The organism is Streptomyces sp. NPDC056580, from assembly GCF_042793175.1.
In the GTDB taxonomy this organism is placed as follows: domain Bacteria; phylum Actinomycetota; class Actinomycetes; order Streptomycetales; family Streptomycetaceae; genus Streptomyces.
In genome coordinates, this window is sequence record NZ_JBHTVE010000006.1 from 376,437 (window position 1) to 399,030 (window position 22,594).

Sequence of the window (22,594 nt, forward strand, 5' to 3'; positions counted from 1 at the left end):
CGAGCGCGACGGCTCGGGGAGCCCGTGTCGCACGGGCTCCCCGAGCGTTCGCGGCGCTCCCGGCGAGCCGGGGTCAGCGCCCCTGGCCGATCGCGGCGACGCCCGCGCGCGCGAACTCCTCGTCCAGGTCGCCGGAGGGGGCGCCCGCGACGCCGATCCCCGCGATCGGGGCGCCGGCGGCCGCCACGGGAGCGCCGCCGGCGAGGGAGAGGGTCCCCGGTATGTCCTTCAGGTTCGGGGCCTGCTCGAGGCGCTTGGCCAGTTCGGAGGTCGGCGCGTTCCACGAGACGGCGGTGTACGCCTTCTCGATCGCGGACTCGTAGGACTGCGGGCCGGCGCCGTCGCCCCGCAGGGTGACGACGGTGTTGCCGTTGCGGTCCACGACGGCGACGGCGACCCGCTGGTTCTCCTTCTCTGCGGCGTTCAGCGCGGCCCGCGCGGCGTCGGCGGCGGCGCCGATCGTGAGATGGGTGCTGGTGGTCGTGGCCTTGCCCTTCAGCGCGGCCGGGGCGGCGGAGCCCGGCTGGGCGGCGGTCGGCGCCAGGAGGACCAGTACCGCCCACACGGCGACGACCGTGCCCAGCCAGGCGGTGCGGCGTGCGGTTGCCCGGGTGCCGACGACCGGCCCGAGGAGGTACAGCGCGGCCAGCGCGCCGGACAGCGCGACGATCCAGGGACCGAGCTCCTGCCAGGGGTGCCGGAGCAGGAAGCGGGCCAGTGAGGCGCCGAGGAGGAGGAACGCGATGTGCATGACGCGTGGCAGCCACCGGGCGTCCGGGTCGTGCTCCATCGTTCACCTCTCGCAGCCCGTCCGGCCTCGTAGTAGGGGTCAATGGTGACCCAGGCGGCCCCGTGCGGCATCAACCGATCGGCCGACCCGGAGCCGGCGGACGCCGTGCTCCCCGGGTAGCGGGCAGCGCAGGGGGCTCTGCCGGCGCCCCGGGAAGTTCCGCTCAGAGGAGTCGGGCGATCGCGTCGATGCCGACGGTGGGCCGGCCGTGGGTGGCCAGGTTCACCACGGTGACCGTGTGCTTGCCCGAGGTCGGCCAGGACCGGGCCGTGAACGGCGTACCGAGGGCGGCGCCCGAGCCCGCACGTGCTCGTCGGCGAAGGGTGGCGGCGTGTCGGGCGGCGGATCGCCGCCACCGGCGGAAGGCTGGCGGACACACCGCACGAGAAAGGACGGAAGATGACAGAAGTCACCGCTCCGTATCCGACGGGCATGCCATGCTGGGTCGACCTGATGGCGAAGGACCAGCAAGCCGCGCTGGACTTCTACCGCGACCTGTTCGGCTGGCAGGGCCGGCCCGGTCCGGCCGAGTTCGGCGGGTACGCCGTCTGCGAGCTGAACGGCAGGGCGGTGGCCGGGATCGGCCCGGCGACGGCCCCCGAAGGAGCCCCGGAACCGCCCACCGTCTGGACCAGTTACCTGGCCAGCACCGACGCCCAGGCCACCCAGGACGCCATCGTCTCCGCGGGCGGCGCCGTGATCGTCCCGGTGATGGACGTCGGCCCGCTCGGCCGGATGCTGATCGCCGCCGATCCGCAGGGCGCGGTGTTCGGGGTCTGGCAGGCCGGCGAGTTCCAGGGCGCCCGGGTGGTCAACGAAGCGGGCGCCCTGACCTGGAACGAGCTGCACACCAACGATGTGCCCGGTGCCACCGCCTTCTACAGGGAGGCCTTCGGCATCGAGATCGAGCCGCTGGAAGGCACGGACTCCTACTGGGAACTGCGGCTCGGACGGCGCGTGGTCGGAGGCGTCACCCTGCTCGCCGGCGACCCGCCCGGCACCCCGCCGCACTGGCTGACGTACTTCGCGGTGGACGACGTCGACTCCACCGTGGACGCCCTGGTCAAGCGCAACGGCACGGTCCTCGCCCCGCCGTTCGACACGATCGCGGGCCGTATGACGGTGGTCGCCGACCCGCAGGGCGCCCCGTTCGCCATGATCAAGCCCACTCCGTCGTAGGCCGCGTCCGTACTCTCCGTACTCTCCGTACTCTCCGCGCCGCTCGCGCCCGCTCGGTGTCTCGCCCTTCTGCCCGGCTTCCGGGCGGGAGGGCTCGCTGATCAGGGCGCCCGGAAGCCGGAGGCGCCGGGGGCCGTCGCGTCCGCTAGTCGCGTGTCGGTGGGCCGGGATATGGTCCCCCCCGGCATTCGAGCACCGGGATCCTGTGGGGGGACACAGTCATGAGCAGTGCCGAAGGCAGCACGCACGAGGGGTTCTCGGCCGAGGAGCGGGCCGCGATGAAGGACCACGCCCAGGAGCTGAGGAAGGCGGCCCGCCGGAGTTCGCGTGCGGACAAGGCGGCGGAGGCGGAGGGGGACGTACTCGCGAAGATCGCCGAGATGCGGGACCCTGACCGGGCCATGGCCGAGCGCGTGCACGCCGTCGTCACGGCGAGCGCCCCGCTCCTCGCTCCGAGGCTCTGGTTCGGGATGCCGGCCTACGCGCTGGACGGCAAGGTGGTCTGCTTCTTCCAGAGCGCCGAGAAGTTCAAGGCACGCTATGCGACGCTCGGGTTCAGCGACCAGGCGAAGCTGGACGACGGTCCCATGTGGGCCGCCGGGTTCGCCCTGACCGAGGTGACACCCGAGGTCGAGGAGCGGATCGCCGCACTCGTGAAGCAGGCGGTGCGCTGAGGGAGCCGTAGGCGCCGAACACGCAGCGCCGCACCCCCGCGGGCGATCCGGGCGGACGACGGCCGTCTACGACGCGTCGTCCGGGAGCGCCCGCGCGGGTCGCGTCATCAGGGCGGATGACGGGCGGTTCAGCAGGCGCCGAGGTCCTGCCAGACGCCCCACTCCCCGGTGGTGCCGGGCTCCTCGCCCGTCGTCCACCACTTGGCCTTCCAGGCGTGGCTCTTGTACGAGACCCGCTGGCCGCCGGTGTACACCTTGTCCTTGGCCCACGGGGCATCGGTGCATTGGCTGCCGGAGCCGCCGGTGACGGTCAGTGAGTAGGTTGCCGAGTGGCTGCCCGAGGTGCCCGCGCCGGTCACGGTGACCGTGTAGGTGCCCGAGGCCGCGGCCGAGGTGGTGGCCAGGGTGAGTGTCGAGGTGCCGCCCGCGGTGACCGACGCCGGGCTGAGGGAGGCGGTGACGCCCGCCGGAGCTCCGCTCACGCTGAGCTTCACGCTCTGGGCGTGACCCTTCGTCACGGTCGTCTTCACGGTGGCCGTCGCGGACTGGCCGGCCGTCACGGACCCGGAGGCCGGGCTGAGCGCGACGGAGAAGTCGTTGGACGGTGTGGTGGTGCCGCCGGTGAACGGCGCGAAGATGTGTGTGAAGTCCCATGTGTTCTGCTGGATGCCCGAGCAGTTGTCCGCGGCTGCCCCGCCCGCGCAGCCGCCGTTGTCCCGCTGCAGCGCCCAGAAGGACAGGGTGTTGATGCCCTTGGAGACGGCCCAGTCGTACACGGTGCGGGCGTTGGCCAGGGTGAAGGTCTCCGCCTTGCCGAAGTCGTCGACGCCCGGCATCTCGGTGACGCCGACCATGTTCCACAGCTGGGCCGGGCTCTTGCCCGGGTACAGCTGGGCCAGCAGGTCGTACAGGCCCTGGGCGGCGGTCTGGGTGTCCTTCGCCATGTCGTGGGCCTGGTTGTCGTAGTAGTCGAACGTCATCAGGTTCACGACGTCGACCCGGGTGCCGTTGCTCACCGCGTTGCGCAGCAGCGCCTCGGCGTTGTCGGCGAGACCCTGCGTGGTGGTCGGCAGGGTGTAGGAGATCTCCACCTTGCGCCCGTTGGCCGCCGCCCAGTCCTCGACCAGCTTGATGGCCTTGTTGCGGCGGTCGATGGCGGCGGCGTTGTCGAGCGAGTCGACCTCGATGTCCATGTCGAGCCGCGAGATGTCGTAGGTGGTGATGACCTTCTCGTACGCGGCGGCGATCTGCTGGACGTCGGTGCAGCTGTCGGCGATCTCGGTGCCGGTGGTGTCGGCCGTGTAGCCCCCGAACGAGGGGATGACGTCACCGCCGTTGGCCTGGATCGTCATGATGTCGGCGCCGAAGGCCGAAGCGGCGACCGGCATGCTCGTGTCGCCGTTCCAGTACGGCGTGCAGGAGCCCTTGGAGGCGGTCTGGAGGAACGCCATCGTCAGGTGCTTGGCGCCGGACTGGGCGGACAGGGCGGCGGGGCTCTCGCCGGTCCACGCCTCGAAGTAGGGGGCGAAGACGTGGTTCGGCAGCGGAGTCGCGGCCTGGGCGGTGCCGGTTCCCGTGAGGGCGAGGCCTGTCGCGGCCGCGGCGGTGGCTGCCGCGGTGAGGGCCGCGCGGAAGGAACGCACGAGTCTCATGTCAGTCCCGGTGTGTGGAGGGGGTGGCCGATGTCCTTGTGCGGACAGGGTGTTGCCGACTACTGGGATAGACCTCGTGACATGGGCGTGTCAATGGTCTGGACCAAAAAGGGACTAGACCAATTTGGGCCGCCCGGCGCCCATGTCCCTGCACAGGGCGCCAGGCGGCGGACTGGACCACGCCCGGGTCACGCGCGCGACGGTGTGCTCCGTGGCCGCGTCGGACCGGTCGGCCCGTGACCGGACCGCCGGCGGGAAGGCATCAGGGACGCCAGCGCCCACCTGCCCGGCCCGAGGGCGGCGATGAGGAGGAAGGACCAGCAGAACATGGCCGCGGGTTCGCCGCCGTTCTCGATGGGGAACAGCGCGTGGGCCTGGTGCACGTCGAAGTAGGCGTACGCCATGGAGCCCGAGCACAGTACGGCGGCGACCCGGGTCCCGAGACCGCACATGACCAGTGCGCCGCCCACCAGTTGGATGACCGCGGCCCACCAGTCCGGCCATGCGGCGAACTGCGGCTCGGTGCCGTGCGGACCGCCCAGGACGCCGAACAGCGCCGCGGCCCCGTGGCAGGCGAACAGCAGTCCCACGACGATCCGGAACAGTGCGAGCACGTGTTCCTTGCTTCTTTCCAGCGCTTCCATGGGAGGTGCTCCTCTCTCGCGCGGCGACCCCGAAGGCGCTGCGTCGCGGTGGGGGAAGGGCGGTGGTGACGCCGGGTTGCGCTCGCGGGCGTGCCGATCCGGACGGGTTCGGTGCAGGGCGCTCGGGGCGGTGCTGGGTCGGGCGTCTGTGCCGTCGCGGTGTTCGTGGGGCGGGGCGCGGCAGGGTGGCGGTCGCGGTGTCGTCCGGTGGCGCGCGTGCAGTCGAACTGTGAGCCATCCCGGCAGGCTTGTCTAGACCAATAGGGCGAGAAATTCCGGGCGCGCCGCGGCTCCCGACATCGGCCCGGGCGAGTTCCCGAATGAACTGCCCGAAGCGGCGGTTCGCCTTGCCGGGCCTCTTGACCCGGCGACACATGAGGCTATGGTCTAGACCTAGTAGCGCGGAAGGTCCAGACCTTTGCCCGCCCTCGACCCGACCCATGGCATCGGTCGCACCAGGATGCGGCGCGTGATGTGCGCGTCGCGTCCTCACCATGCCCGCAACCTGACCGCCCCTAAGGAAGTGACATGGCATGAACGCAAAAAGACGAGCCGCTTTCGCGATCGGCGCGCTGGTCGCTCCGGTGCTCGCCGTCAGCCTCCCGGCGAGCACGGCCAGTGCCCACGGCTGGGTGACGCTGCCCACGAGCCGGCAGGAACAGTGCGCCGAGGGCGTCGTCGACTGCGGTCAGATCAAGTACGAACCGCAGAGCGTCGAGGGGCCGAAGGGCCTGCAGAGCTGCAGCGGCGGACACGCGGAGTACGCCGAGCTCGACAACGACGGCAAGGGCTGGAAGGTCACTCCGGTCGGCACGACGGCGACGTTCACGTGGCACAACACGGCCCGGCACTCCACCGCCAACTGGCAGTACTTCATCGGCGGCCAGAAGATCGCCGAGTTCGACGGGCACAACCAGCAGCCGGCCGCGGACGTCAGTCAGCAGGTGAACTTCGGCCGCTTCACGGGCCGCCAGAAGGTACTCGCCGTCTGGAACATCGCGGACACCGCCAACGCGTTCTACTCCTGCGTCGACGTCAACATCGGCGGCGGCACCGGCGGCGGCACCGGCGGCGGTGGGGACACCTGCACAGCGCCGGCCTGGGACGCCGCACGGGTCTACAACGGCGGTGACACCGTGTCCTACGGCGGCCACAACTGGCGCGCCAAGTGGTGGGTCACGGGCGACAAGCCCGGTGCCACCGGCCAGTGGGGTGTCTGGGAAGACCTCGGGGCCTGCTAGACGGGTCACGACGCGGCCCGGGGCTCCGCCGGGCCGGGCGGACCCGGGACGAATCGGTGCGGCCGCCGGGTCCGGCGGCGCCCTCGCGGCGCCGCCGGACCCGGGTCAGCCCCTGGGGCTCCTCAGGAGTCCAGGCGGACCCGCTGCCGGTCGGTGAGGTACTGCTCGAGCCCGGGCGGACGGTAGTCGGCGTCCTTGTCGTGGCGCTCCATGGCCGGAAGCGCCAGGAACTCGTTGCCGTCGAGGCGGCCCTCCCGGTCCGCCGCGAGTCCGACGGCCCGGTGCAGCGGCTCGGCCAGCCGGTACAGGCCGGTACGTGAAAGGTGCACCTCGCCCAGGACATCCGGTTGCACACGGAACTCGATGCTGTCGTCCGGCTCCATCACGCTCGGCCCGTGGACGCTGAGCGCCTGCGGATCGAATACCAGCCCGTACCTGCGGGCCTGGTCGACCATCCAGAGCAGGGTGATGTCGGAAAGGCCCGTCTCCCGGTAACCGCCGCCGATGTCGCAGTGCACTCCGGCGAACCACACCTGCTTCAGTTCCTGGCCCTGCCGCTCTGCGCCGGGCTGCTGGTGCCACAGCGTCGGCCGGAAGGAGGAGCGCTGTTCGTCGATGGCCAACGCGTGGCACGCCGCCCTGACCCAGCTGCTCAACTCGGTGTCGTGAAAAGCCCATTGGCGGTTGAAGCGTGCCACGGCCGGCTCCAGGCTCCTGGCCGCCGGAACCGGGATGCCGAGGGCGCCGACCGTGTCCCACACCCCGATGAAGCGGATCCCCGTCTCCTGCGCGTAGGAACGGCGGAACAGCGTGGAGGCCGCGCCGCTCGGCTTCTCGATCCGGTCGCGGTAGAGGCGCCAGGCCTCCGGGACCCGGTCGGCGTGCGCGGGGCGCACGATGCCGGAATTGCGCACGAGACCCGCGAGGCTCCGCACGGTGAACGCACCGCGGCTGAAGCCGAACAGGAACAGTTCGTCGCGGGGCTCGTAGGTCTCGACGAGGAAGCGGTAGGCGTCGAGCACGTTCTTGGACAGGCCCACGCCGAAAGCGCCTCCGCTGAGATGCTCCCAGCGGCTGGTGCCGACGCCACCGTGGTAGTAGACACGCTGGTCCTTGCCCGCGCAGGCCCCCGTGCACACGGAGAGGGCGAGCTTGGCGACGTTGGTCCTGCTCGGCTGGTCGGCGAAGTTCCAGGTTCCGTCGCAGCAGACGACGAGACGCTTGGCCATGATGGTCCCTTCCTGCTCGAAGGGGGCGGGCGCCGGCCGGACCGTGGCATCGCCCGGACGCCGGCGGCCGGCCGGAGCGAGCGCTTCCGCGGCCGGCGCGTACCGTCCTGGTGCCAGCGTCCCTCTCGCACCTGGGGGTGTCCAGCGCGATCACCGCTCACCCGGGGAAGGCGGCCGCCGGACTCGACGCGGCGGCCCTACCACGCGGCTCGCCACCCGCAAGTTGCGCGGTTCGGCTACTGGTCAGAAGGTGGAAGGAGACCGTGGAGGACCGCACCGTGCCGGATCGGCGCGCGGACGCCTGGTAGCTGGACGGCAGCACCACGAGTGCCACGAGCACCACGGCGGGAACGCGGTGGTGCTCGTGGAGATCACCGGCCCGAGCGGGCCCGCCGATGAGAGCAGCGGCCCGTGGACCCGGTACGCTCGCCAGTGACCGCGAGAGCTCCAGGCGTTCGGCGTCAGGGACGCCGAAGTCGTCGACGGGTTCCCCTCGGACCAGACGCGACGTCGTCCGCGTGGCCGGCCCGCGGTGCTCCCTCCGGATCAACGCATCGGGAGGCTCAGCGTGATGATCAAAGGCTATGACGTATCCGTCTTCCAGGACGCGGATTTCCCCACCGCCGGCACCAGTTTCGCGTTCATCAAGGGCACCGAGGGACGTTCCTACGTCAATCCCAAGCAGAAGGAGCAGGCCGCGCACGCCCGCGCCGCGGGGCTCGTCGTCGGCTTCTACCACTTCCTGCACCCGGGCCACATCAAGGAGCAGGCGGCCCACTTCGTGGAGGGCTGCGCGAGCAACGAGTACGACCTGATGGTCGTCGACTGGGAGACCAACCCGGACGGCACCGCGGCGACTTGCGCGGAGAAGGACGCCTTCATCGCCGAGGTCAAGCGGCTGCGCGGCGCCAACCACAAGGTCGGGCTGTACTGCAACCGGGACTTCTGGCGGCACCGGGACACCACCGGTGACGCGGGTGACTTCCTCTGGATCGCCGAGTACGGCGTGCCCGCGGGCAAGCCCGACATCCAGAGCAAGTGGATGTTCCACCAGTACACCGACAAGCCGCTGGACACCAGCGTGGCCAGGTTCGCGGCCAAGGCCGAGCTGGTCGCCTTCGCCGGCGGCATCAACGGCGTGAAGAACTGACGGCCGACGGAACCGCCCTCTCACCAAGGAGGTCTCCCATGACCACGGCTCGCCCCGTCAACTGCATCATCCCCCCGTACATCCTCGACAAGCTCCTGGAGAGCGAAGACAGCGAGGTGCGCCAGGCCGCCCTGGACACCCTGCTGGTCACGGCTCGTCTGCGAGGCGAGCGAGCGGTCCGAGCGGCCTTCGCCGGCGCGGCCGCGCCCGGTGACGGCCGGCGCACGGTCTTCGACTGCGAGCAGGGGGAATCCCTCACCAACGCCGTCCTGGCCAGGCCGGAGGACGGCCCCGAGGTCGCGGACCCGTCTGTCAACCGGGCGTTCGACGCCCTCGGCCTCACACGTGACTTCTACAAGGAGGTCTTCCAGCGCAATTCGGTCGACGACAAGGGCATGCGCCTGGACGGATACGTGCACTTCGGCTTCCAGGTCAACAACGCGTTCTGGGACGGGCGTCAGATGCTCTTCGGCGACGGGGACGGCAGGGAGTTCAGCAACCTCACCGGATCCCTCGAAGTGATCGCCCACGAGCTGACGCACGGAGTCACGGACCACACGGCGGAACTCGAGTACCACAACCAGTCCGGGGCCCTGAACGAGTCGATGTCGGACGTCTTCGGATCGCTGGTCAAGCAGTGGTCGCTGAAGCAGACGGCCGAGGAGGCGGACTGGCTGATCGGGGCCGACGTGTGGACTCCGGGGATCGCCGGGGACGCCCTGCGGTCGATGAAGGACCCGGGGCACGCCTACAACAACCCGAAGTTCGGCAAGGACCCCCAGCCCGACCGGATGAGCAAGTTCATCCACCTGCCCGACACCAAGCGGGGCGACTTCGGAGGGGTCCACTTCAACTCCGGCATCCCGAACAAGGCGTTCTACCTGACGGCCGTGCGCATCGGCGGATTCGCCTGGGAGGCCGCCGGAGCCATCTGGTACGAATCGCTCAAGGCGTCCAGCGCCAAGGACCAGTTCCAGGACTTCGCGGGCACCACCTTCCAGAAGGCCGGGGAACTGTTCGGCGTCGGCGGCTCCGAGCAGTCGGCCGTGCTGTCGGCGTGGCAGGAGGTGGAAGTCCCGGTCAAGGGCGTCCCGTCCGGAGTCGCCCGGGTACGGAGCTCGGCGGTCAACGGCAACGGCAACGGCGGCACGGGCCGGGAGGACGGACTTGCCGCGCTCGCCAGGCAGATCGGCGCGCTCAGCGACAAGGTCACCGGGCTGGCCAAGGAAATGGCCGCGCTCAAGGGCGCCAGGTGAAGGTGACCCTGGAGGCCTACGGCGGGCTGGCGGCAGCGGCCAACCTCCGCCGCCCGCCCGAGGTGCTGGACACGAACGCCCTACCCGAGGGCGCCACGGCGGAGCTGGCCCGGCTGCTGGCGGAGGCCGCCTCGACAACCCCGCCGGAAGGGGCCGACCGCGCCAGGGACGCGATGAGCTACACGATCACCGCGGAGGCCGCCGACGGTGTGACGGTCCTCGAACAGTCGGACGCCGCCATGACGCCCGCGTTCGCGGCCCTGCTCACCTGGATCAGGAGGCACCTGGCGCAGCAGTGACGCGCCACGGGTCAGGATGCCGGCCCGGTGGCCGCCGGTGGTCCTGTCCGATAGTCAGCCATCGGCGCGGGGAAGGCTCTAGGGTCCTCGCTCATGACCCACCCTTCCTCCCGCCACCGTGCGACAGCCGACGCCTACGACGCCGTCGCCGTTCGCTACGCCGGACTGCCCCGCGACGACCTCCACACCTTTCCGCTGGATCGCGCGGTGCTCGCCGCCTTCGCCGAGGCTGTACGGGCGGCCGGCGCCGGGCCCGTCGCCGAGCTGGGATGCGGCCCCGGACCTGTCACCGCGCATCTACGGGATCTGGGTCTGGACGTCTTCGGCGTCGACCTGTCACCGGTGATGATCGGTCTCGCCCGCGAGACGTATCCGGATCTGCGGTTCGAGGTCGGTTCCATGGACGCCCTCGACCTGGCCGACGGCCGGTTGCAGGGCATCGTGTCCTGGTACTCGGTCATCCACGCCGCACCGCGGGACGTGCCGCCGTACCTCGCCGAGTTCCGTCGGGTGCTCGCGTCCGACGGAACTCTCCTGCTCGCCTTCTTCGAGTCGGAAGGCGAGCCGGTCACGGCGTTCGACCACAAGGTGACCACAGCCTACCGATGGCCGATCGACGACCTCGCGGGGCTGGCCGGTGAGGCCGGCTTCACCGAGGTCGGCCGCATGCTGCGTGAGCCGTGCGAGGGGGAACGGTTCCGCCGGGGGCATCTGCTGATGCGCGCGGGCAAGTGACGTCGCCGCCGCCCGCCCCGAGGATCTCGAGACGCTCGGCCAGGTACCGGCCGGCGCAGACCCGGCGGCCGGGCGGAGCGCTTCCGCTCGCGGATAGTCTTCGTGACCATGATGCGCGCCTGGATGTTGCCGATGCTGTTCGTGCTCTGCGGCTCAGCCGTCGCGGCTGGGCGGTTCCTCAGTGGCAGCCCCGGTGAGGCCGTGGCACTCCTGCTGGCCTTCGTGCTGCTCGCAGGCGTGAACTCGCCCCTCGTCTTCCCGAGGTCCATCAGCGCGAGCGAAGCACAACGCCGCAGCGCGAAGGACGGCCGGCCCGTCGTCTACTGCGGCCGGGCTGCACGTACTGCATGCGGCTGCGCATCCGGCTGGGCCGCAGCGCCCGCGAGCTGCACTGGGTGAACATCTGGCGTGACCCGGCCGGAGCGGCGGCGGTGCGGGCGGCCAACGGCGGCGACGAGACCGTGCCGACCGTCGTCGTGATGGGGCGGCCGCACACGAACCCCGATCCCGCGTGGGTGCGCGCCCAGCTCTCCCCTTCCGCGTGATCAGGAGCGGCCCGCCGTCGGAGCCGCACGCCGGACGGGGCGGATCCTTTCTGGCGCTGGTACGGGAAGTAGGGATAGGGGGCCGTCCTAGTTGCTGACCACCGGCGCCCCGCTCGACGAACCCGCCGCGGACCGCGCCGCCGAGGCAGCCGTGGCCGCGGCACGGGCCGGCGTGTTCACGCGGGGCCACCTCGGCGGTTGATCACGGACCGGCGGCGGTCGCCCGCGGGTCGCTCCACCGCCACCGGGCCGAACGGGGCGGGCGGATTCAGCGCAGTCCGACGAAGAGGTCGTTCTCTGGCACCGCCGCGCCGGTGGTGTCCTGGACGCGGACGAAGGTCTCGACGCCCATCAGTTCGGTGAACCTCTCCTGGCCCATCCTCAGGAAGAAGATGTTCTCGCCCTGGCTGGCGTGCGCGGCCAGCGCATCGAACTTCTGGCCGCCGAACGCGGAGATGTCCACCCAGGTGGTGATCTCCTCGTCGGGCAGCCCGATCTCAGCCATCGCGGCGGCCTCGGCGGGATCCGGCTCCTGCCAGTCCGCACCGAACTCGCGCATGACCTCCCCGAACCGCCGCATCATCGAGCGGGGCGCCGTCGTCCAGTACACCTTCGGCGTCGGCGCGGTCATCGTCAGGGCCCTCATGGTGATGCGGTTCGCCTGGATGTGGTCGGGATGGCCGTAGAAGCCGTTCTCGTCATAGGTGACGACCACATCGGGTTGATAGCGGCGCATGATCGCCGCGAGTCGCGCTGCGCCCTCCTCCACGGGTGTCCGCCAGAAGGATCCGGGTGCGTCGTTCGTCGGCCAGCCCATCATTCCGGAGTCGGCGTAACCCAGCATCTCCAGGTGACCGACTTTCAGGATCTCGCAGCTCGACTCGAGTTCCTGCCGCCGCATCGAGGCGACGGCCGCCGGATCGTGCCCGGGATCACCCGGCTTGACCCCTCCCGGTCCGTCACCGCAACCGCCGTCGGTACATGTCACGAGTACCGTGCGGATGCCTTCCGCCGCGTACCGCGCGAGCACGCCTCCCGTTCCGGTCGCCTCGTCGTCGGGATGGGCGTGCACCGCCATGAGCGTCAGGGGCCGGTCATTCATGAAACAGTCCTCCTCAGGGAAAACACCTCGGCCCAAGTCTGCGGCAGACAGAGGGCGAGCCGGCTCGTTTCCCGCCGGGACGTCAGGACGTCAGGGCCTCACGCAGCAAGGTGTCCTGACGCACATCGCCTCCGAGGGCGGGGCCCTCGGGCCGGGCCGGCGAAGTACGGCGTCCACCACGGCCCTTGCCGTACACGCGTCGTTCACCGGCCGGGCCTCGGGGCGTCACCGTGCGCTCCAACGAGATCGCGAAGGTGGCGCTTTCCGTTGCCGCAGCTTTGTCAGGAGTACGCGCCCGCGATGGACAGCCCGTCCCCGAGACCCGCCGAGACCCACGGCCCCACCGGCCCTCCCGACCCCACCGGTGCCCCGGAGCAGAGCCCGGCCCGCAATCCCTGGTGGGACAACACCCGGTTCGTGTCCGCCTCGCTGATCGTGGTCCTGCACACCATGGGCAGCATCATGGACCGCTACGGACCGCTGCACGCCTTCCACGTCGCCGCCTGGGCGTTCCGGGTCCCCGCCTTCGTGGTGCTGGCCGGGGTGTTCAGCAGCGCCGGGCCCCTCGGCCCACGCCATCTGCGCACCCTCCTGCGCAGCATCGTGCTCCCGGCGCTCCTGTTCAGCCTGCTGTTCTCGGCGGAGTCCTACGCCCTCGGCTCGCCCTTCACCCTGCACATCACCCAGCTTCCGTGGACCCTGTGGTTCCTGATGTCCCTGTTCTTCTGGAGGCTGCTGCTGCCACTGGTGGCCCAGCTGCGCCATCCGCTGCCGGTGACCACGGCCGTGGCGCTCGCGGTCGGGTACGTGGAGGAGTTCGGCCTGCAGTTCTCGGCCAGCCGGACCCTGGTGTACATGCCGCTGTTCTACTTCGGCTGGCGGCTGGGCCAAGGCATGTGCAACAAGTGGTTCGAGAGCCGCTGGAGCCTGCCGATGGCGGCGGCCGGGGTCCTCGCCGCGGGACTCGCGGCCTGGCAGTGGCACCGGGACATCCAGGGGACCTGGCTGTCGATGCGGCACGCCTACGAGGCGGACACCGCACTCGGCATGGAGGGCGCCTGGCTGGTGCGGCTCGCGGTTCTGGCCTCGGCGGCGGCGCTGGTGCTGTGCCTGCTGCGACTGGTGCCGAAGCGGCGGCTGCCGCTGATCTCCGTGCTCGGCGCGGGCGGCTTCACCGTCTACCTGCTGCATCCGCTCGTCATCCTGCCGATGCGGGAGAAGGGCCTGATCGAGCGGGCCGACACCATGCCGGAGCTGATCGCCCTGCTGACGGGCGGCGTCCTGCTCACCGCGCTCCTCGCCTCACCGCCCGTGCGCCGACTGGCCCGGCCCCTCACCCGGCCGCCGGTGGCCTGGCTGCTGGCGCCGGCCAGAGACCGCTCCGGCCGCCAGGGGCTGCGGTAGGCCCTGCGAGGACGTCGGCTGACCTGCGGTAGCGGGACCTGGTGACGAGGCGCCCCATGGCCGGCCTCGCTGAAGACCGGCCGCAGAACACCGGCCGCAGAACGACCGGCACGCGCGCGGCCCCGGCCGGCATCGTGCGCCTAGGAGCTGCCCGGGAACCTGACACCGGCGCGGTGGGAAGGCCCGCTCCAGAGCAGGTGCAGCCTCAGGACGTCGCGCTCCCACTGCGCCCGCAGGTCGGCCTGAGCGGGCACCGGGCGGTCCAGGTGGTCGAGGATCCGGATGTAGAAGGGATGCACCCGGAAATCGTCGTCGGTCACGAGGGCGGACAGGAGGGGCTCGTCCCGGGCGGTGGCGCCGTCCGCCTGAATCAGTACTTCCATCTGGTCGTCGGGGTGCAGGTCGAGGACACCTCCGTCCACCTCGGCGCCGACGACCGACCAGCGGACGACGGCTCCCGCTCGCGCGTACCGTTCCAGTGCGGAGCGGACCTCGCCGCCGAGCCGCTCGAGGGCGTCCAGCGCGGGACGCCCCGACCGCCTGGCGAGCTCGTCGCTCCAGCGTCCCAGTTCGTCCAGTTCGCCGGTGGTGAGGTAGCGGTCCAGCTTGTCGGCTTCCGCCTCCGCGTCGTCGACGAGGCGGCGCAGCGCGGCCAGGGGCAGGTTCTCGCCCTCGTGCCTCAGGCGCTCCAAGAGGCCGGCGAGCCGGTTGCCGGAGACGGTCGGGCCTGCCGACCAGGCCGACAGCACGTCGCACTCGGCTGCGGCGGCGTCCCGTACGGCTTCGACGACGGTCGGGTCGTCACGCAGCATGGCCAGATACCTCGCGGTCTGCCGTACGGCGTCCCAGTCGCCGGTGTCCCTCGCCTCGCGGCTCTGGTCTTGCAGCGCCTGCAGGGCCGCCCTCGCCTCCCGCTCGGGCCCGGACCGCCCGGTAGCGGTAGGGCCGGCGACGTGCGGGCCCGAGGGACCGGACTGTGGCGCATCGGCGGGCGCCTGCTTCCGCGCGCGGACGTGTGTCGCGCCAGTGGCTGCCGGTTCCCTCGGGGATGGGGGTGCCGCGGTGGGGGCCGGCGTGTGCGGTGGACGCAGGCCCTGCCACGGCTCAAGCGCGTTGCCCTCCAGCCGGGCGATGCTCTCCGCCGTGATGACGACGCGGGAATCACGCGTGCCGTCATCGCCGGGGACGGGCAGCCGGACGGTCGCGGGACCGAGCAGCAGCCAGATCTGATCACGGTCGGGTACAGCCGCCTCCACGGGGAGCGAGATGCGGCCGGGGGTAACCGCCGATCCCGTCGACTGGACGTCGGCGTCGTAGAGGCGCCGGGAACCGTCCGCGTCCGCGACGGCAACGGCGGCGGTGAAGGCCACCGTGCCCGGCGCGAGTTGGAAGACCGCCGGGGCGGCCCGGTGCGGGGGCGCGGGCGATGCGGGGTCGGACGCCTCAGGGGCGGGCGTGCCCCGTCCGGGCGTGCGGACCCGAACGCCTTCGTCCGTCTCCTCGAGGTGCGGAGTGAGAATCGCGGAGTCGGTGAGGCGACAGTGGTCCAGCGTGGTCCACTCGATGGTGTGCCCGGGGAGCTGCGTGCCGATCTGCACCTCGCGTGTGGCTCCGACAGTGCGGCACTGCACGCGCAGCGCATAGCCCGCAGCGTCCACCTCGTTGTGGGCGAGCATGCTGTCCGGACCGTAGAGCCAGTCGCCGCCGCCGCGGGTGGCCCGGTCCAGTTCCTTGTGGCGGGCGAGCCAGGACTTCCGCTCCATGCGGTTCAGTTGGACTCGGACGGCGCGACGCCCGCCGTCGAACGAGAGGTCGACGCAACCGCCGCAATCGGCGCCGAACAGGTCGTACGAGACGCTCACGTCACGCTTGCCCTGCTGCTGTAGCCACCGCTTGAGGGCCCGCCCGACATACAGGTGATCCGCGCTGGACTCGTTGTTCGCGATCCGCCGGCACCGCACCGGCGGATGATGCGCGAAGTGGCACTTCTTGCTGGTGTAGCGCTTCGCCGACAGCTTCTGCCCGCAGCCGCCGAGGAGTGAGCCGCAGAAGAACTCGATGTCCGGATAGCGCGCGAGGAAATCGGGGAACTCCTCGTGGTCGAACGGGAGGAAGACCGGTTCGTCCGATCCGGGACGCCCCGCCACGGCGGTCTGGACCTTGCGGGTGTCCTCTTCCTCGAACCGCTGCATCGGTTGGATCATGCACGGATCATATGAGGGGGGTTCGGCGCTGCCGAGGGGGCGACCGCTCACTGGTCGTCGGCCGACGTCTTCACGGCGGATCGGTGCGCCCCAGCCACGACGGCTTGACCGGCACCCCGTCCGTCTGCGGGGCGGTGCGCGTGGGTGAGCCCGCATGCACAGCCCGGGAACGGGTCGTCCGGGCCGTCCGTCAGGCGGTGGGCGACGCGGAGGGGCCGTGACCCGGGCTGCCACCGGGGCCGTCTCCGCCTTCGCCGGTCGCGGTGGGGTCCGCGGCCATCGTGATGGAGCCGAGGATGCCACGCTCGATCCGCCGGCGGTCGTGGGCGAGCCGGAGCGGGCCGCCTTGTGTCCCGGTCCCCGGGTAGAGCATGTCCTCGTCGAGGGTGACCCGGGCCACCGTGTTCGCCGCGTACGGGGCGACGCCCACCGTGGTCTTCACCGTGTTCTCGGCGAAGTGGAACTGTCCGGTGTGGCAGGTGCGCGCGCCGGTGCAACCGGCCGAGGTGCGGCGGCCGCCGGTGTGCACCTTGGTGTGGACGTGGACGGCACGCCCGGTGCACCGGCTTCCGTGGCGCCGAGGCCGGTGGCCGGCGCCGCGAGTGGCGGCGTTGGCGACAGTGCCGCTCCCGGCGCGGGGGCGGCGGCCCCGGCCCCGCCCATGGCGAGCATGCGGCGGCGTGACAGCGCCTGTGAGACGACGGCGTTGTCGGGCTCATCGAGAGGCGGATTGATCATGGACGCGAGAGTGGGAGCGCTCTGTATGAGCATGTGAATCAACGGCCCGATCCGGCCGACCTCCGCCTCACGGCCTCGGCGTGAATGCGCGCGCTGGACTCGGAGCCGTGTCGCGGGAGCGGAGCTTGGCGATGCGCGCCGTTACCCGGGAGGTAATGGCGCCGGTCCGTCGTCGCTGGTGAGAATGCCGATCTCGCCGCGTCGGACGGACGCGGATGTCGGATCGGAGTGATGAGGCATGACCACGGCCGCACCCGGGACCACCCGCGCCGTCGTGCACGAACTGCTGCGCAGGATAGGCGGGGGCGACCCCGAGAGCATCGCCGAGATGTACGCCGAACAGGTCGACTGGAAGCTGGACTGGCCGGAGGCCGAGCACGGCCGGACCGCCACCCCGTGGATCCGCCACCGGTCCACCCGCGCCGATGCCGCCGCCCACTACCGCGAGCTCGCCGAGCACCATGTGCCCGGGCACGCGGCGACCGAGATCGAGCGCATCCTCGTCGACGGACGCGACGCGGTCGTGCTCGGCGAGATCCGGCAGACCGCCCGCTCCACCGGACGGGACTACCGGGCGCGGTTCGCCCTTCACCTCACCGTCGACGACGGTCTTGTCACCCGGCACCACGTCTACGAGGACAGCCTCGCCGTCGCCCAGGCGTTCGAGGCGGAGTGAGCGGGGGAGGAGATCGGACTCGACGAGCGCTTGTGCCCGTGCGCGCGGGAGTTAACGTGGTCGTGTGGCCAGGAGCAGGCCGGCCGGGAACTCGTGGCGCCGGTCGGGGACGCCCACGGTGATCCGCGCTTCGGCGGTCTCGTGGACCTTGGGTCTCCGGCCGGCCTCGCGGATTCCGTCGGGCGATTCGTAGTGGGCGCGCAGCGGGCCGGCGTGGACGAGCTCGTCCAGGGGCAAATCGGCGAGCTTCGGGAAGAGGACACTGCGTGGGGCTCGCTCGTCACCGGTTGCTCGGCGTCTGCCCGAGCTGGGGGAAACGCCCGTTCTGGCGTTCAACCGGAGCATCGTCATGTTCGCCAAGCTCAACCTGAACCGCTCGGCTCGTTCCAAGGAACCGGCAGCGCACCCCACCGGCACCGCTGACCGGGACACGACCGCCACCCCGACCGCCGCCGACGCCGGCCTGCTGCTCATCAGGCTGACCGTCGGCCTGTTGATGGCCGGCCACGGTGCGCAGAAGCTCTTCGGGCTCTTCGGGGGCCAGGGTCTGACCGCGACCGGCAAGGGGTTCGCGGCCCTGGGCTTCCACCCGGGCAAGCTCTTCGCCACGGTCGGAGGTCTGTCCGAGTTCCTCGGCGGCCTGGGTCTGGCCGTCGGGCTGTTCACCCCGCTGGCCGCCGCCGCCCTGATCGGCGTCATGATCAACGCCATGGCCACGGTGACCGGTGCCCACGGCCTGTGGGACACGGACGGTGGCGTGGAGTACAACGTGTGCATCGCCGTCGTCGCCCTCGCGGTCGCCGCCATCGGCCCGGGCCGGCTGGCGGCCGACCGTTTCCTCCCGTGGGGTCAGGGGGGCTGGAAGGAGGCGGGGTTCGCCCTCGGCCTCGGCGGCGTGGCCGCCGCGATCACCTTGAGCCTCTGACCGGAGCCTCCGGCCCGGCCGGCGCCTGGCCCGCACAAGATGTCCGTCCGCTGCGGCGGACGTATCCGGCCGGTCGAGCGCGCGCGGCCCGCGACGCACAAAGCACTTTGCTCTTCGTTTACACTGGGGCGAGCGAAGGGGAGTAGTCCTGCAACACCGCTGGTCGACACACTGGACGGACATCCGTCCCGGCCACCGGGCCGCGGCTCACCACCGAGGCGGACGAGACCTTCGGCCACGCATGACCCTGCCCGCGCACACTGTGCGGGCAGATCCGTCGTGCCGGGCCGAACGGTTCCCCGTAGCGCCTCAGGGTGTCGGAAGGACGGTGTGGCCCGGCCCCAGCAGAAAGCCTCAAGGATGACTCTCGACCCCCTGGCGATCATCACCGCCTTCGGGCTGATCTTCCTCGCGGAACTTCCCGACAAGACGATGTTCGCCTCACTGGCCATGGGCACCCGCATGCGCCCGCTGTACGTCTGGTTCGGCACGTCCACCGCGTTCATCGTCCACGTCGCCATCGCCGTCGGCGCCGGCAGCCTCCTCGGCCTGCTCCCCGGCATGGCCGTCAAGCTGGTCTCCGCCGCCCTGTTCGCCTTCGGCGCGTTCGTCCTCCTGCGCAGCGGCGGAGACGACGCGGACGACGAAGCCGGCTCCAGGGCCGTCACCGGCTTCTGGCCCGTCTACACCACCGCCTTCATGGCCGTCTTCATCAGCGAATGGGGCGACCTCACCCAGATCACCACCGCCAACCTCGCCGCCACCAACGGCTGGCTCCCCACCGCCATCGGCTCCGCCGCGGCCCTGATGTCCGTCTCCGCCCTCGCCCTGCTCGTCGGCCGGTTCATCGCCAAGCGCGTCCCCCTGAAGACCGTGCAGCGCATCGGCGGCCTGTGCATGGCCGGTCTCGCCATCTGGACGCTCGTCGAGGCCTTCACCCTCTGACCACAGGCCGTGTGCCGGAGGGCAGCAGAAAAGTCGGATAACCGGGAGAGGTCTCGGGTAGAAAGGACGCTGGGTGCCCCCCGAGGGCGTCCCCACCCACCAGCCGGGTCTGCCCGGCGAGAACGAAGGACAACAGCATGGCCAGCGGCACCGTGAAGTGGTTCAACGCCGAGAAGGGCTTCGGCTTCATCGCCCAGGACGGCGGCGGACCGGACGTCTTCGCGCACTACTCCAACATCGCCGGGAACGGATACCGCGAGCTGGTGGAGGGGGAGACGGTCACCTTCGACGTGACACAGGGACAGAAGGGCCCCCAGGCGGAGAACATCGTCCGGGGCTGACTTCACCACGCTCCGCTACGAGTTGAAAAGGCCCGGTCACCCGGGCCTTTTCCATGCGGCCACAGCCGCATCCCACGCGGTCACGGCGTCGATCACGCGTGGCGTCCGGGCGGGGCCGCCGCCGGTTGCGGGCGGACGGTGAGGATCTGCTGGGCGTGGCCGATCGCCCCGTGGACGTCGTGCAGGACGGTGCTGGTGACGCCCTGGCCGGTGGGCCCGAAGGTGACGGTGGTGTCGAGCCCGGTCCAGCGGCCCTCGGGCCGGCGGTGGAGGTGGACGGTGAGGTCGACGTTGGGGAACATCCAGGCGGTGGGCGGCTGGCGTACCGCGATGCCGTTGGCGGTGTCGACGAGCGCTATGTAGGAAGCGAGCGCACTCGAACTCTCTCCAGCGACGAGGTCGAGCCCGGTGGAGATCCAGGCGGTCGTCCGGCCCGGCTGGGGGGTCGCGAGGGGCCGCACGTCCAGGGACGCGATGTAGCCGCCGGGCCACACCTCGCTCATGGGCCACGGGGCGAGCTCGTCGGGAGGGGTGAGCGGTGCCGGGGCGCCGCCGGCGACGGCGGAGGTGTCACCGGCGGCGAGCAGCCAGGCGCGGGCCCGAACCACGGGGCGGCCGGCGATGAGCACGACGGCCTCGACCAGCTCGATGGTGCGGCCGGGCCGGATCGTCTCGACCTGGATCTCGCACTCGTCGAGGGCGAGCCGGCCGAGGATGTCGAAACTGATCCGGGACAGCACCAGGCCGTCGTCCGCCCGGCCGGCCAGGTGGCTCTCCATGGCATGCACGATGAGGCCGCCCAGCGGGCTGAAGTGCTGCTCGTCGGGGTCCCATGCTCCGCTCGCGTGGGCGGTGGGCTTGTAGCGGCGGGCGTCGATGGGTTCGAAGTAGCTGCCGGTGCTCAACAGGTGTCCTTCTCAACGGATGAAGATGGCGCTGACCAGGATCACACGGACGGCGGAGCCGCCGAGAACCCCCCGGCCTGCTGCCTGAGGAAGCGCCACCATCAACCACAGCTCTTGACGGCCTCTGCGCGCGACGGAGTCAGCCAGCCTGGCCGCTACCCGGCAGGTGGACAACCTTCACTCCAGGTGCCCCGGCTCGGCGTCCGGCCGGTATAGCGGGCACGCCACACCGTCGGCGAGCGCCCGGAGCGCCGCCTCCCGCGGCACGCCCCGGCTCCGTCTCGTGACGTTCCAGCAGTCGCCGGTGCGCGCGTACACCGGCACGCTGTCCTGATTGAGGCCGAGCTCGAGGAACCAGTCCGGCGCCGTGGGTCGGCCTGCTCGCCCTGCCGCTGCTCCGCCCGCCGGCGCTCCTCATCCGCGATCCACCGGCGGGTGCGCGCGAGGTCGCGTTCCTGCCGTCTCGACCGCCCCTACTTCATTCGAGGGGAGCTGGAGCGACGCCTCGCGGCCGCACCAAAGCGCCCTCGTCGAGCAGGCTGGGTCTGCCATCGGAAGGGCTCTTTTCGGTCGTTCGTTCCAGGCGCGCCGCTGAGCGGCCCTGGACGGCTGCCCCGGCCCTATGCTTCTACAGGCATGTAGAAAAAGTGAGGGGCGGAGCCGGATACCCCCGGCTGCTTCCCCGGACGTCCGCCGGGAAGGGAGGGCACCGAGATGAGGTACGAGATGCTGCAAACGGCCGGTGACGGGTCAACGCGCCGGCAGCCCGCTTTGTCCCGAGGGTGTGTGCCGACTGCCCGGCGCCGCAAGTGACACGCACGTGAAGGAGTGAACGCCCCGATGGTGTTCAAACGGCTGCTCGGTTCGCTCGGCGTGGGCGGGCCCACGGTGGATACCGTCCTCGACCCCGGCGCCGCCCTCCCCGGAGGCGCCCTGTCGGGGCAGGTCCACCTACGGGGCGGCAACGCCGACTTCGGCATCGACCACATCACCCTCGAGCTCGTCGCCCGCGTTGAAGCGGAGCACGAGCATGGGGAGAGCGAAGGCGCCGTCGTCTTCGAGAGGTTCACCGTCGGCGGCGGCTTCCGCCTGGGCGAGGGTGAGCACCGCAGCGTCCCGTTCCGTATCGGCCTGCCGTGGCAGACCCCGGTCACCGAACTGCGCGGGCAGCCGCTGGGCATCGTGCTCGGTGTGCGCACCGAGTTGGCGGTCGCCGGGGCGAAGGACAAGGGCGATCTGGATCCGCTCGCAGTTCGCCCGCTGCCGGCGCAGGAGGCGATCCTGGAGGCTCTGGGGCAGCTGGGATTCGGGTTCAAGTCGGCCGACCTGGAACTCGGTCACATCGGCGGCACCGGCCAGCAGCTGCCGTTCTACCAGGAGATCGAGCTCACTCCCGCCCCGCAGTACGCGCACCAGCTCAACGAGCTGGAGGTCACCTTCCTCGCCGGTCCCGGCGGTCTGGAAATCGTGTTGGAGGCCGACAAGCGCGGCGGCTTGTTCACGGCCGGCCACGACGCGCTCACCCGCTTCACCGTCTCCCACGATGCCGCCCAGGACTGGAACACGCTGGTCGAGGGCTGGATCGGGCAGCTCCTGGAACACCGCGCCTCCCACGGAGCCCACGCTTCCTACGGGCACGGCGACCCGTACGCGGGCGACGGCCACGGCGGCCACTACAGCCACCACGACGACCATCATGGTGCACCCCACCGCTCCGGGCCCGGCACGGGCACCGCGATCGCCGCTGGCGCCGCGGGCCTGGCGGTCGGTGTCGTCGGCGGCATGGTCGCGGCGGAAGTCGTCGACGAGATCGGTGACTTCTTCGAGGGCGACGAGGAAGACGAGGACTGAGGCACCGGTCGTGTGCTGTCCGTATTGCCCTCGCGGCCCCCGTGTCGCCGCTGTCGGCACGGTGAAGCTGCGTCGCTGAGGGACAGTCCCACGATCCGCCGGGGACCCG

General features: G+C 71.2%; 23 protein-coding genes and 1 pseudogene. 14 read left to right on the forward strand and 10 right to left on the reverse strand.

The genetic code is table 11. From position 1 onward, the window contains the following. Positions 1 to 73 precede the first annotated feature (73 nt). Entirely contained in the window at positions 74 to 565 is a 492-nt protein-coding gene (locus tag ACFQ9Z_RS15615; RefSeq protein ID WP_383017179.1) for a heme-binding protein, read from the reverse strand. Between the two features lie 624 nt (positions 566 to 1,189). Here ACFQ9Z_RS15615 and ACFQ9Z_RS15620 point away from each other — a divergent pair. Next, on the forward strand, positions 1,190 to 1,969 hold the full coding sequence (locus ACFQ9Z_RS15620; protein ID WP_383016765.1) for a VOC family protein: 780 nt from the start codon (positions 1,190 to 1,192) through the stop codon (positions 1,967 to 1,969). A 221-nt stretch (positions 1,970 to 2,190) separates the two neighbouring features. Then, entirely contained in the window at positions 2,191 to 2,643 is a 453-nt protein-coding gene (locus ACFQ9Z_RS15625) for an iron chaperone (protein WP_383016768.1), read from the forward strand. A gap of 128 nt (positions 2,644 to 2,771) precedes the next feature. Here the strand turns inward: ACFQ9Z_RS15625 and ACFQ9Z_RS15630 are convergent, their stop codons facing one another. Both ACFQ9Z_RS15630 and ACFQ9Z_RS15635 read right to left on the reverse strand, forming a co-directional pair. After that, positions 2,772 to 4,295, reverse strand: coding sequence for a chitinase (locus ACFQ9Z_RS15630; RefSeq protein ID WP_383016771.1), 1,524 nt, complete (start codon positions 4,293 to 4,295; stop codon positions 2,772 to 2,774). Between the two features lie 188 nt (positions 4,296 to 4,483). After that, positions 4,484 to 4,939, reverse strand: coding sequence for a DoxX family protein (locus tag ACFQ9Z_RS15635; RefSeq protein WP_383016774.1), 456 nt, complete (start codon positions 4,937 to 4,939; stop codon positions 4,484 to 4,486). Between the two features lie 533 nt (positions 4,940 to 5,472). Between ACFQ9Z_RS15635 and ACFQ9Z_RS15640 the strand changes: the two genes are divergently transcribed. After that, complete coding sequence (locus ACFQ9Z_RS15640; protein WP_383016777.1) at positions 5,473 to 6,180, forward strand: lytic polysaccharide monooxygenase; 708 nt, start codon at positions 5,473 to 5,475, stop codon at positions 6,178 to 6,180. Between the two features lie 122 nt (positions 6,181 to 6,302). Here ACFQ9Z_RS15640 and ACFQ9Z_RS15645 read toward each other — a convergent pair whose 3' ends face one another. Beyond that, positions 6,303 to 7,409, reverse strand: a complete 1,107-nt coding sequence (locus ACFQ9Z_RS15645) for a DUF2235 domain-containing protein (protein ID WP_383016780.1) — start codon at positions 7,407 to 7,409, stop codon at positions 6,303 to 6,305. Positions 7,410 to 7,980: 571 nt separating this feature from the next. On the opposite strand from ACFQ9Z_RS15645, the gene ACFQ9Z_RS15650 reads away from it, so the two are divergent. From ACFQ9Z_RS15650 to ACFQ9Z_RS15670, 5 genes and pseudogenes are all read left to right on the forward strand, one after another. After that, entirely contained in the window at positions 7,981 to 8,559 is a 579-nt protein-coding gene (locus ACFQ9Z_RS15650) for a glycoside hydrolase family 25 protein (RefSeq protein ID WP_383016783.1), read from the forward strand. 38 nt (positions 8,560 to 8,597) lie between these two features. Next, complete coding sequence (locus tag ACFQ9Z_RS15655; RefSeq protein WP_383016786.1) at positions 8,598 to 9,815, forward strand: M4 family metallopeptidase; 1,218 nt, start codon at positions 8,598 to 8,600, stop codon at positions 9,813 to 9,815. Then, a complete protein-coding gene (locus ACFQ9Z_RS15660) occupies positions 9,812 to 10,114 on the forward strand; it encodes a protealysin inhibitor emfourin (RefSeq protein WP_383016789.1) in 303 nt (100 codons plus the stop codon). Before ACFQ9Z_RS15655 ends, ACFQ9Z_RS15660 begins: the two co-directional genes overlap by 4 nt. Before the next feature lie 93 nt (positions 10,115 to 10,207). Continuing rightward, the gene (locus ACFQ9Z_RS15665; RefSeq protein WP_383016793.1) at positions 10,208 to 10,849 is read left to right on the forward strand and encodes a class I SAM-dependent DNA methyltransferase; all 642 of its coding nucleotides are present in this window, start codon (positions 10,208 to 10,210) and stop codon (positions 10,847 to 10,849) included. 108 nt (positions 10,850 to 10,957) lie between these two features. Then, positions 10,958 to 11,394: pseudogene (locus ACFQ9Z_RS15670) on the forward strand (glutaredoxin domain-containing protein). A gap of 268 nt (positions 11,395 to 11,662) precedes the next feature. Here the strand turns inward: ACFQ9Z_RS15670 and ACFQ9Z_RS15675 are convergent. After that, positions 11,663 to 12,496 (reverse strand): PIG-L family deacetylase, encoded by an 834-nt coding sequence (locus tag ACFQ9Z_RS15675; protein WP_383016797.1) that lies wholly within the window; start codon positions 12,494 to 12,496, stop codon positions 11,663 to 11,665. Between the two features lie 300 nt (positions 12,497 to 12,796). Here ACFQ9Z_RS15675 and ACFQ9Z_RS15680 point away from each other — a divergent pair, with 300 nt between their 5' ends. Continuing rightward, on the forward strand, positions 12,797 to 13,900 hold the full coding sequence (locus tag ACFQ9Z_RS15680) for an acyltransferase family protein (RefSeq protein ID WP_383016799.1): 1,104 nt from the start codon (positions 12,797 to 12,799) through the stop codon (positions 13,898 to 13,900). A gap of 140 nt (positions 13,901 to 14,040) precedes the next feature. Here the strand turns inward: ACFQ9Z_RS15680 and ACFQ9Z_RS15685 are convergent, their stop codons facing one another. Together ACFQ9Z_RS15685 and ACFQ9Z_RS15690 are read right to left on the reverse strand one after the other, a co-directional pair. Then, positions 14,041 to 16,104 (reverse strand): competence protein CoiA family protein, encoded by a 2,064-nt coding sequence (locus ACFQ9Z_RS15685; RefSeq protein ID WP_383016802.1) that lies wholly within the window; start codon positions 16,102 to 16,104, stop codon positions 14,041 to 14,043. Between the two features lie 190 nt (positions 16,105 to 16,294). Continuing rightward, complete coding sequence (locus ACFQ9Z_RS15690) at positions 16,295 to 16,633, reverse strand: hypothetical protein (protein WP_383016805.1); 339 nt, start codon at positions 16,631 to 16,633, stop codon at positions 16,295 to 16,297. 447 nt (positions 16,634 to 17,080) lie between these two features. Here ACFQ9Z_RS15690 and ACFQ9Z_RS15695 point away from each other — a divergent pair, with 447 nt between their 5' ends. Beyond that, positions 17,081 to 17,518, forward strand: coding sequence for a nuclear transport factor 2 family protein (locus tag ACFQ9Z_RS15695; RefSeq protein WP_383016808.1), 438 nt, complete (start codon positions 17,081 to 17,083; stop codon positions 17,516 to 17,518). A 51-nt stretch (positions 17,519 to 17,569) separates the two neighbouring features. Here ACFQ9Z_RS15695 and ACFQ9Z_RS15700 read toward each other — a convergent pair whose 3' ends face one another. Continuing rightward, on the reverse strand, positions 17,570 to 17,755 hold the full coding sequence (locus ACFQ9Z_RS15700; RefSeq protein ID WP_383016811.1) for a hypothetical protein: 186 nt from the start codon (positions 17,753 to 17,755) through the stop codon (positions 17,570 to 17,572). A gap of 112 nt (positions 17,756 to 17,867) precedes the next feature. On the opposite strand from ACFQ9Z_RS15700, the gene ACFQ9Z_RS15705 reads away from it, so the two are divergent. From ACFQ9Z_RS15705 to ACFQ9Z_RS15715, 3 genes are all read left to right on the forward strand, one after another. Then, positions 17,868 to 18,443 carry a DoxX family protein gene (locus ACFQ9Z_RS15705; RefSeq protein WP_383016814.1) on the forward strand — a complete coding sequence of 192 codons (576 nt, stop codon included), beginning with the start codon at positions 17,868 to 17,870 and terminating at the stop codon, positions 18,441 to 18,443. A gap of 360 nt (positions 18,444 to 18,803) precedes the next feature. After that, positions 18,804 to 19,388: a TMEM165/GDT1 family protein gene (locus tag ACFQ9Z_RS15710; protein ID WP_383016817.1), complete on the forward strand. Its 585-nt coding sequence runs from the start codon at positions 18,804 to 18,806 to the stop codon at positions 19,386 to 19,388. Between the two features lie 137 nt (positions 19,389 to 19,525). After that, a complete protein-coding gene (locus tag ACFQ9Z_RS15715) occupies positions 19,526 to 19,729 on the forward strand; it encodes a cold-shock protein (protein WP_143638655.1) in 204 nt (67 codons plus the stop codon). A gap of 92 nt (positions 19,730 to 19,821) precedes the next feature. Here ACFQ9Z_RS15715 and ACFQ9Z_RS15720 read toward each other — a convergent pair whose 3' ends face one another. Both ACFQ9Z_RS15720 and ACFQ9Z_RS15725 read right to left on the reverse strand, forming a co-directional pair. After that, positions 19,822 to 20,634 carry a thioesterase family protein gene (locus ACFQ9Z_RS15720; protein ID WP_383016821.1) on the reverse strand — a complete coding sequence of 271 codons (813 nt, stop codon included), beginning with the start codon at positions 20,632 to 20,634 and terminating at the stop codon, positions 19,822 to 19,824. Between the two features lie 177 nt (positions 20,635 to 20,811). Beyond that, positions 20,812 to 20,958: a DUF6233 domain-containing protein gene (locus tag ACFQ9Z_RS15725; RefSeq protein WP_383016824.1), complete on the reverse strand. Its 147-nt coding sequence runs from the start codon at positions 20,956 to 20,958 to the stop codon at positions 20,812 to 20,814. A 516-nt stretch (positions 20,959 to 21,474) separates the two neighbouring features. Here ACFQ9Z_RS15725 and ACFQ9Z_RS15730 point away from each other — a divergent pair. Then, complete coding sequence (locus tag ACFQ9Z_RS15730) at positions 21,475 to 22,485, forward strand: sporulation protein (protein WP_383016827.1); 1,011 nt, start codon at positions 21,475 to 21,477, stop codon at positions 22,483 to 22,485. The last annotated feature ends 109 nt before the right edge of the window (positions 22,486 to 22,594 follow it).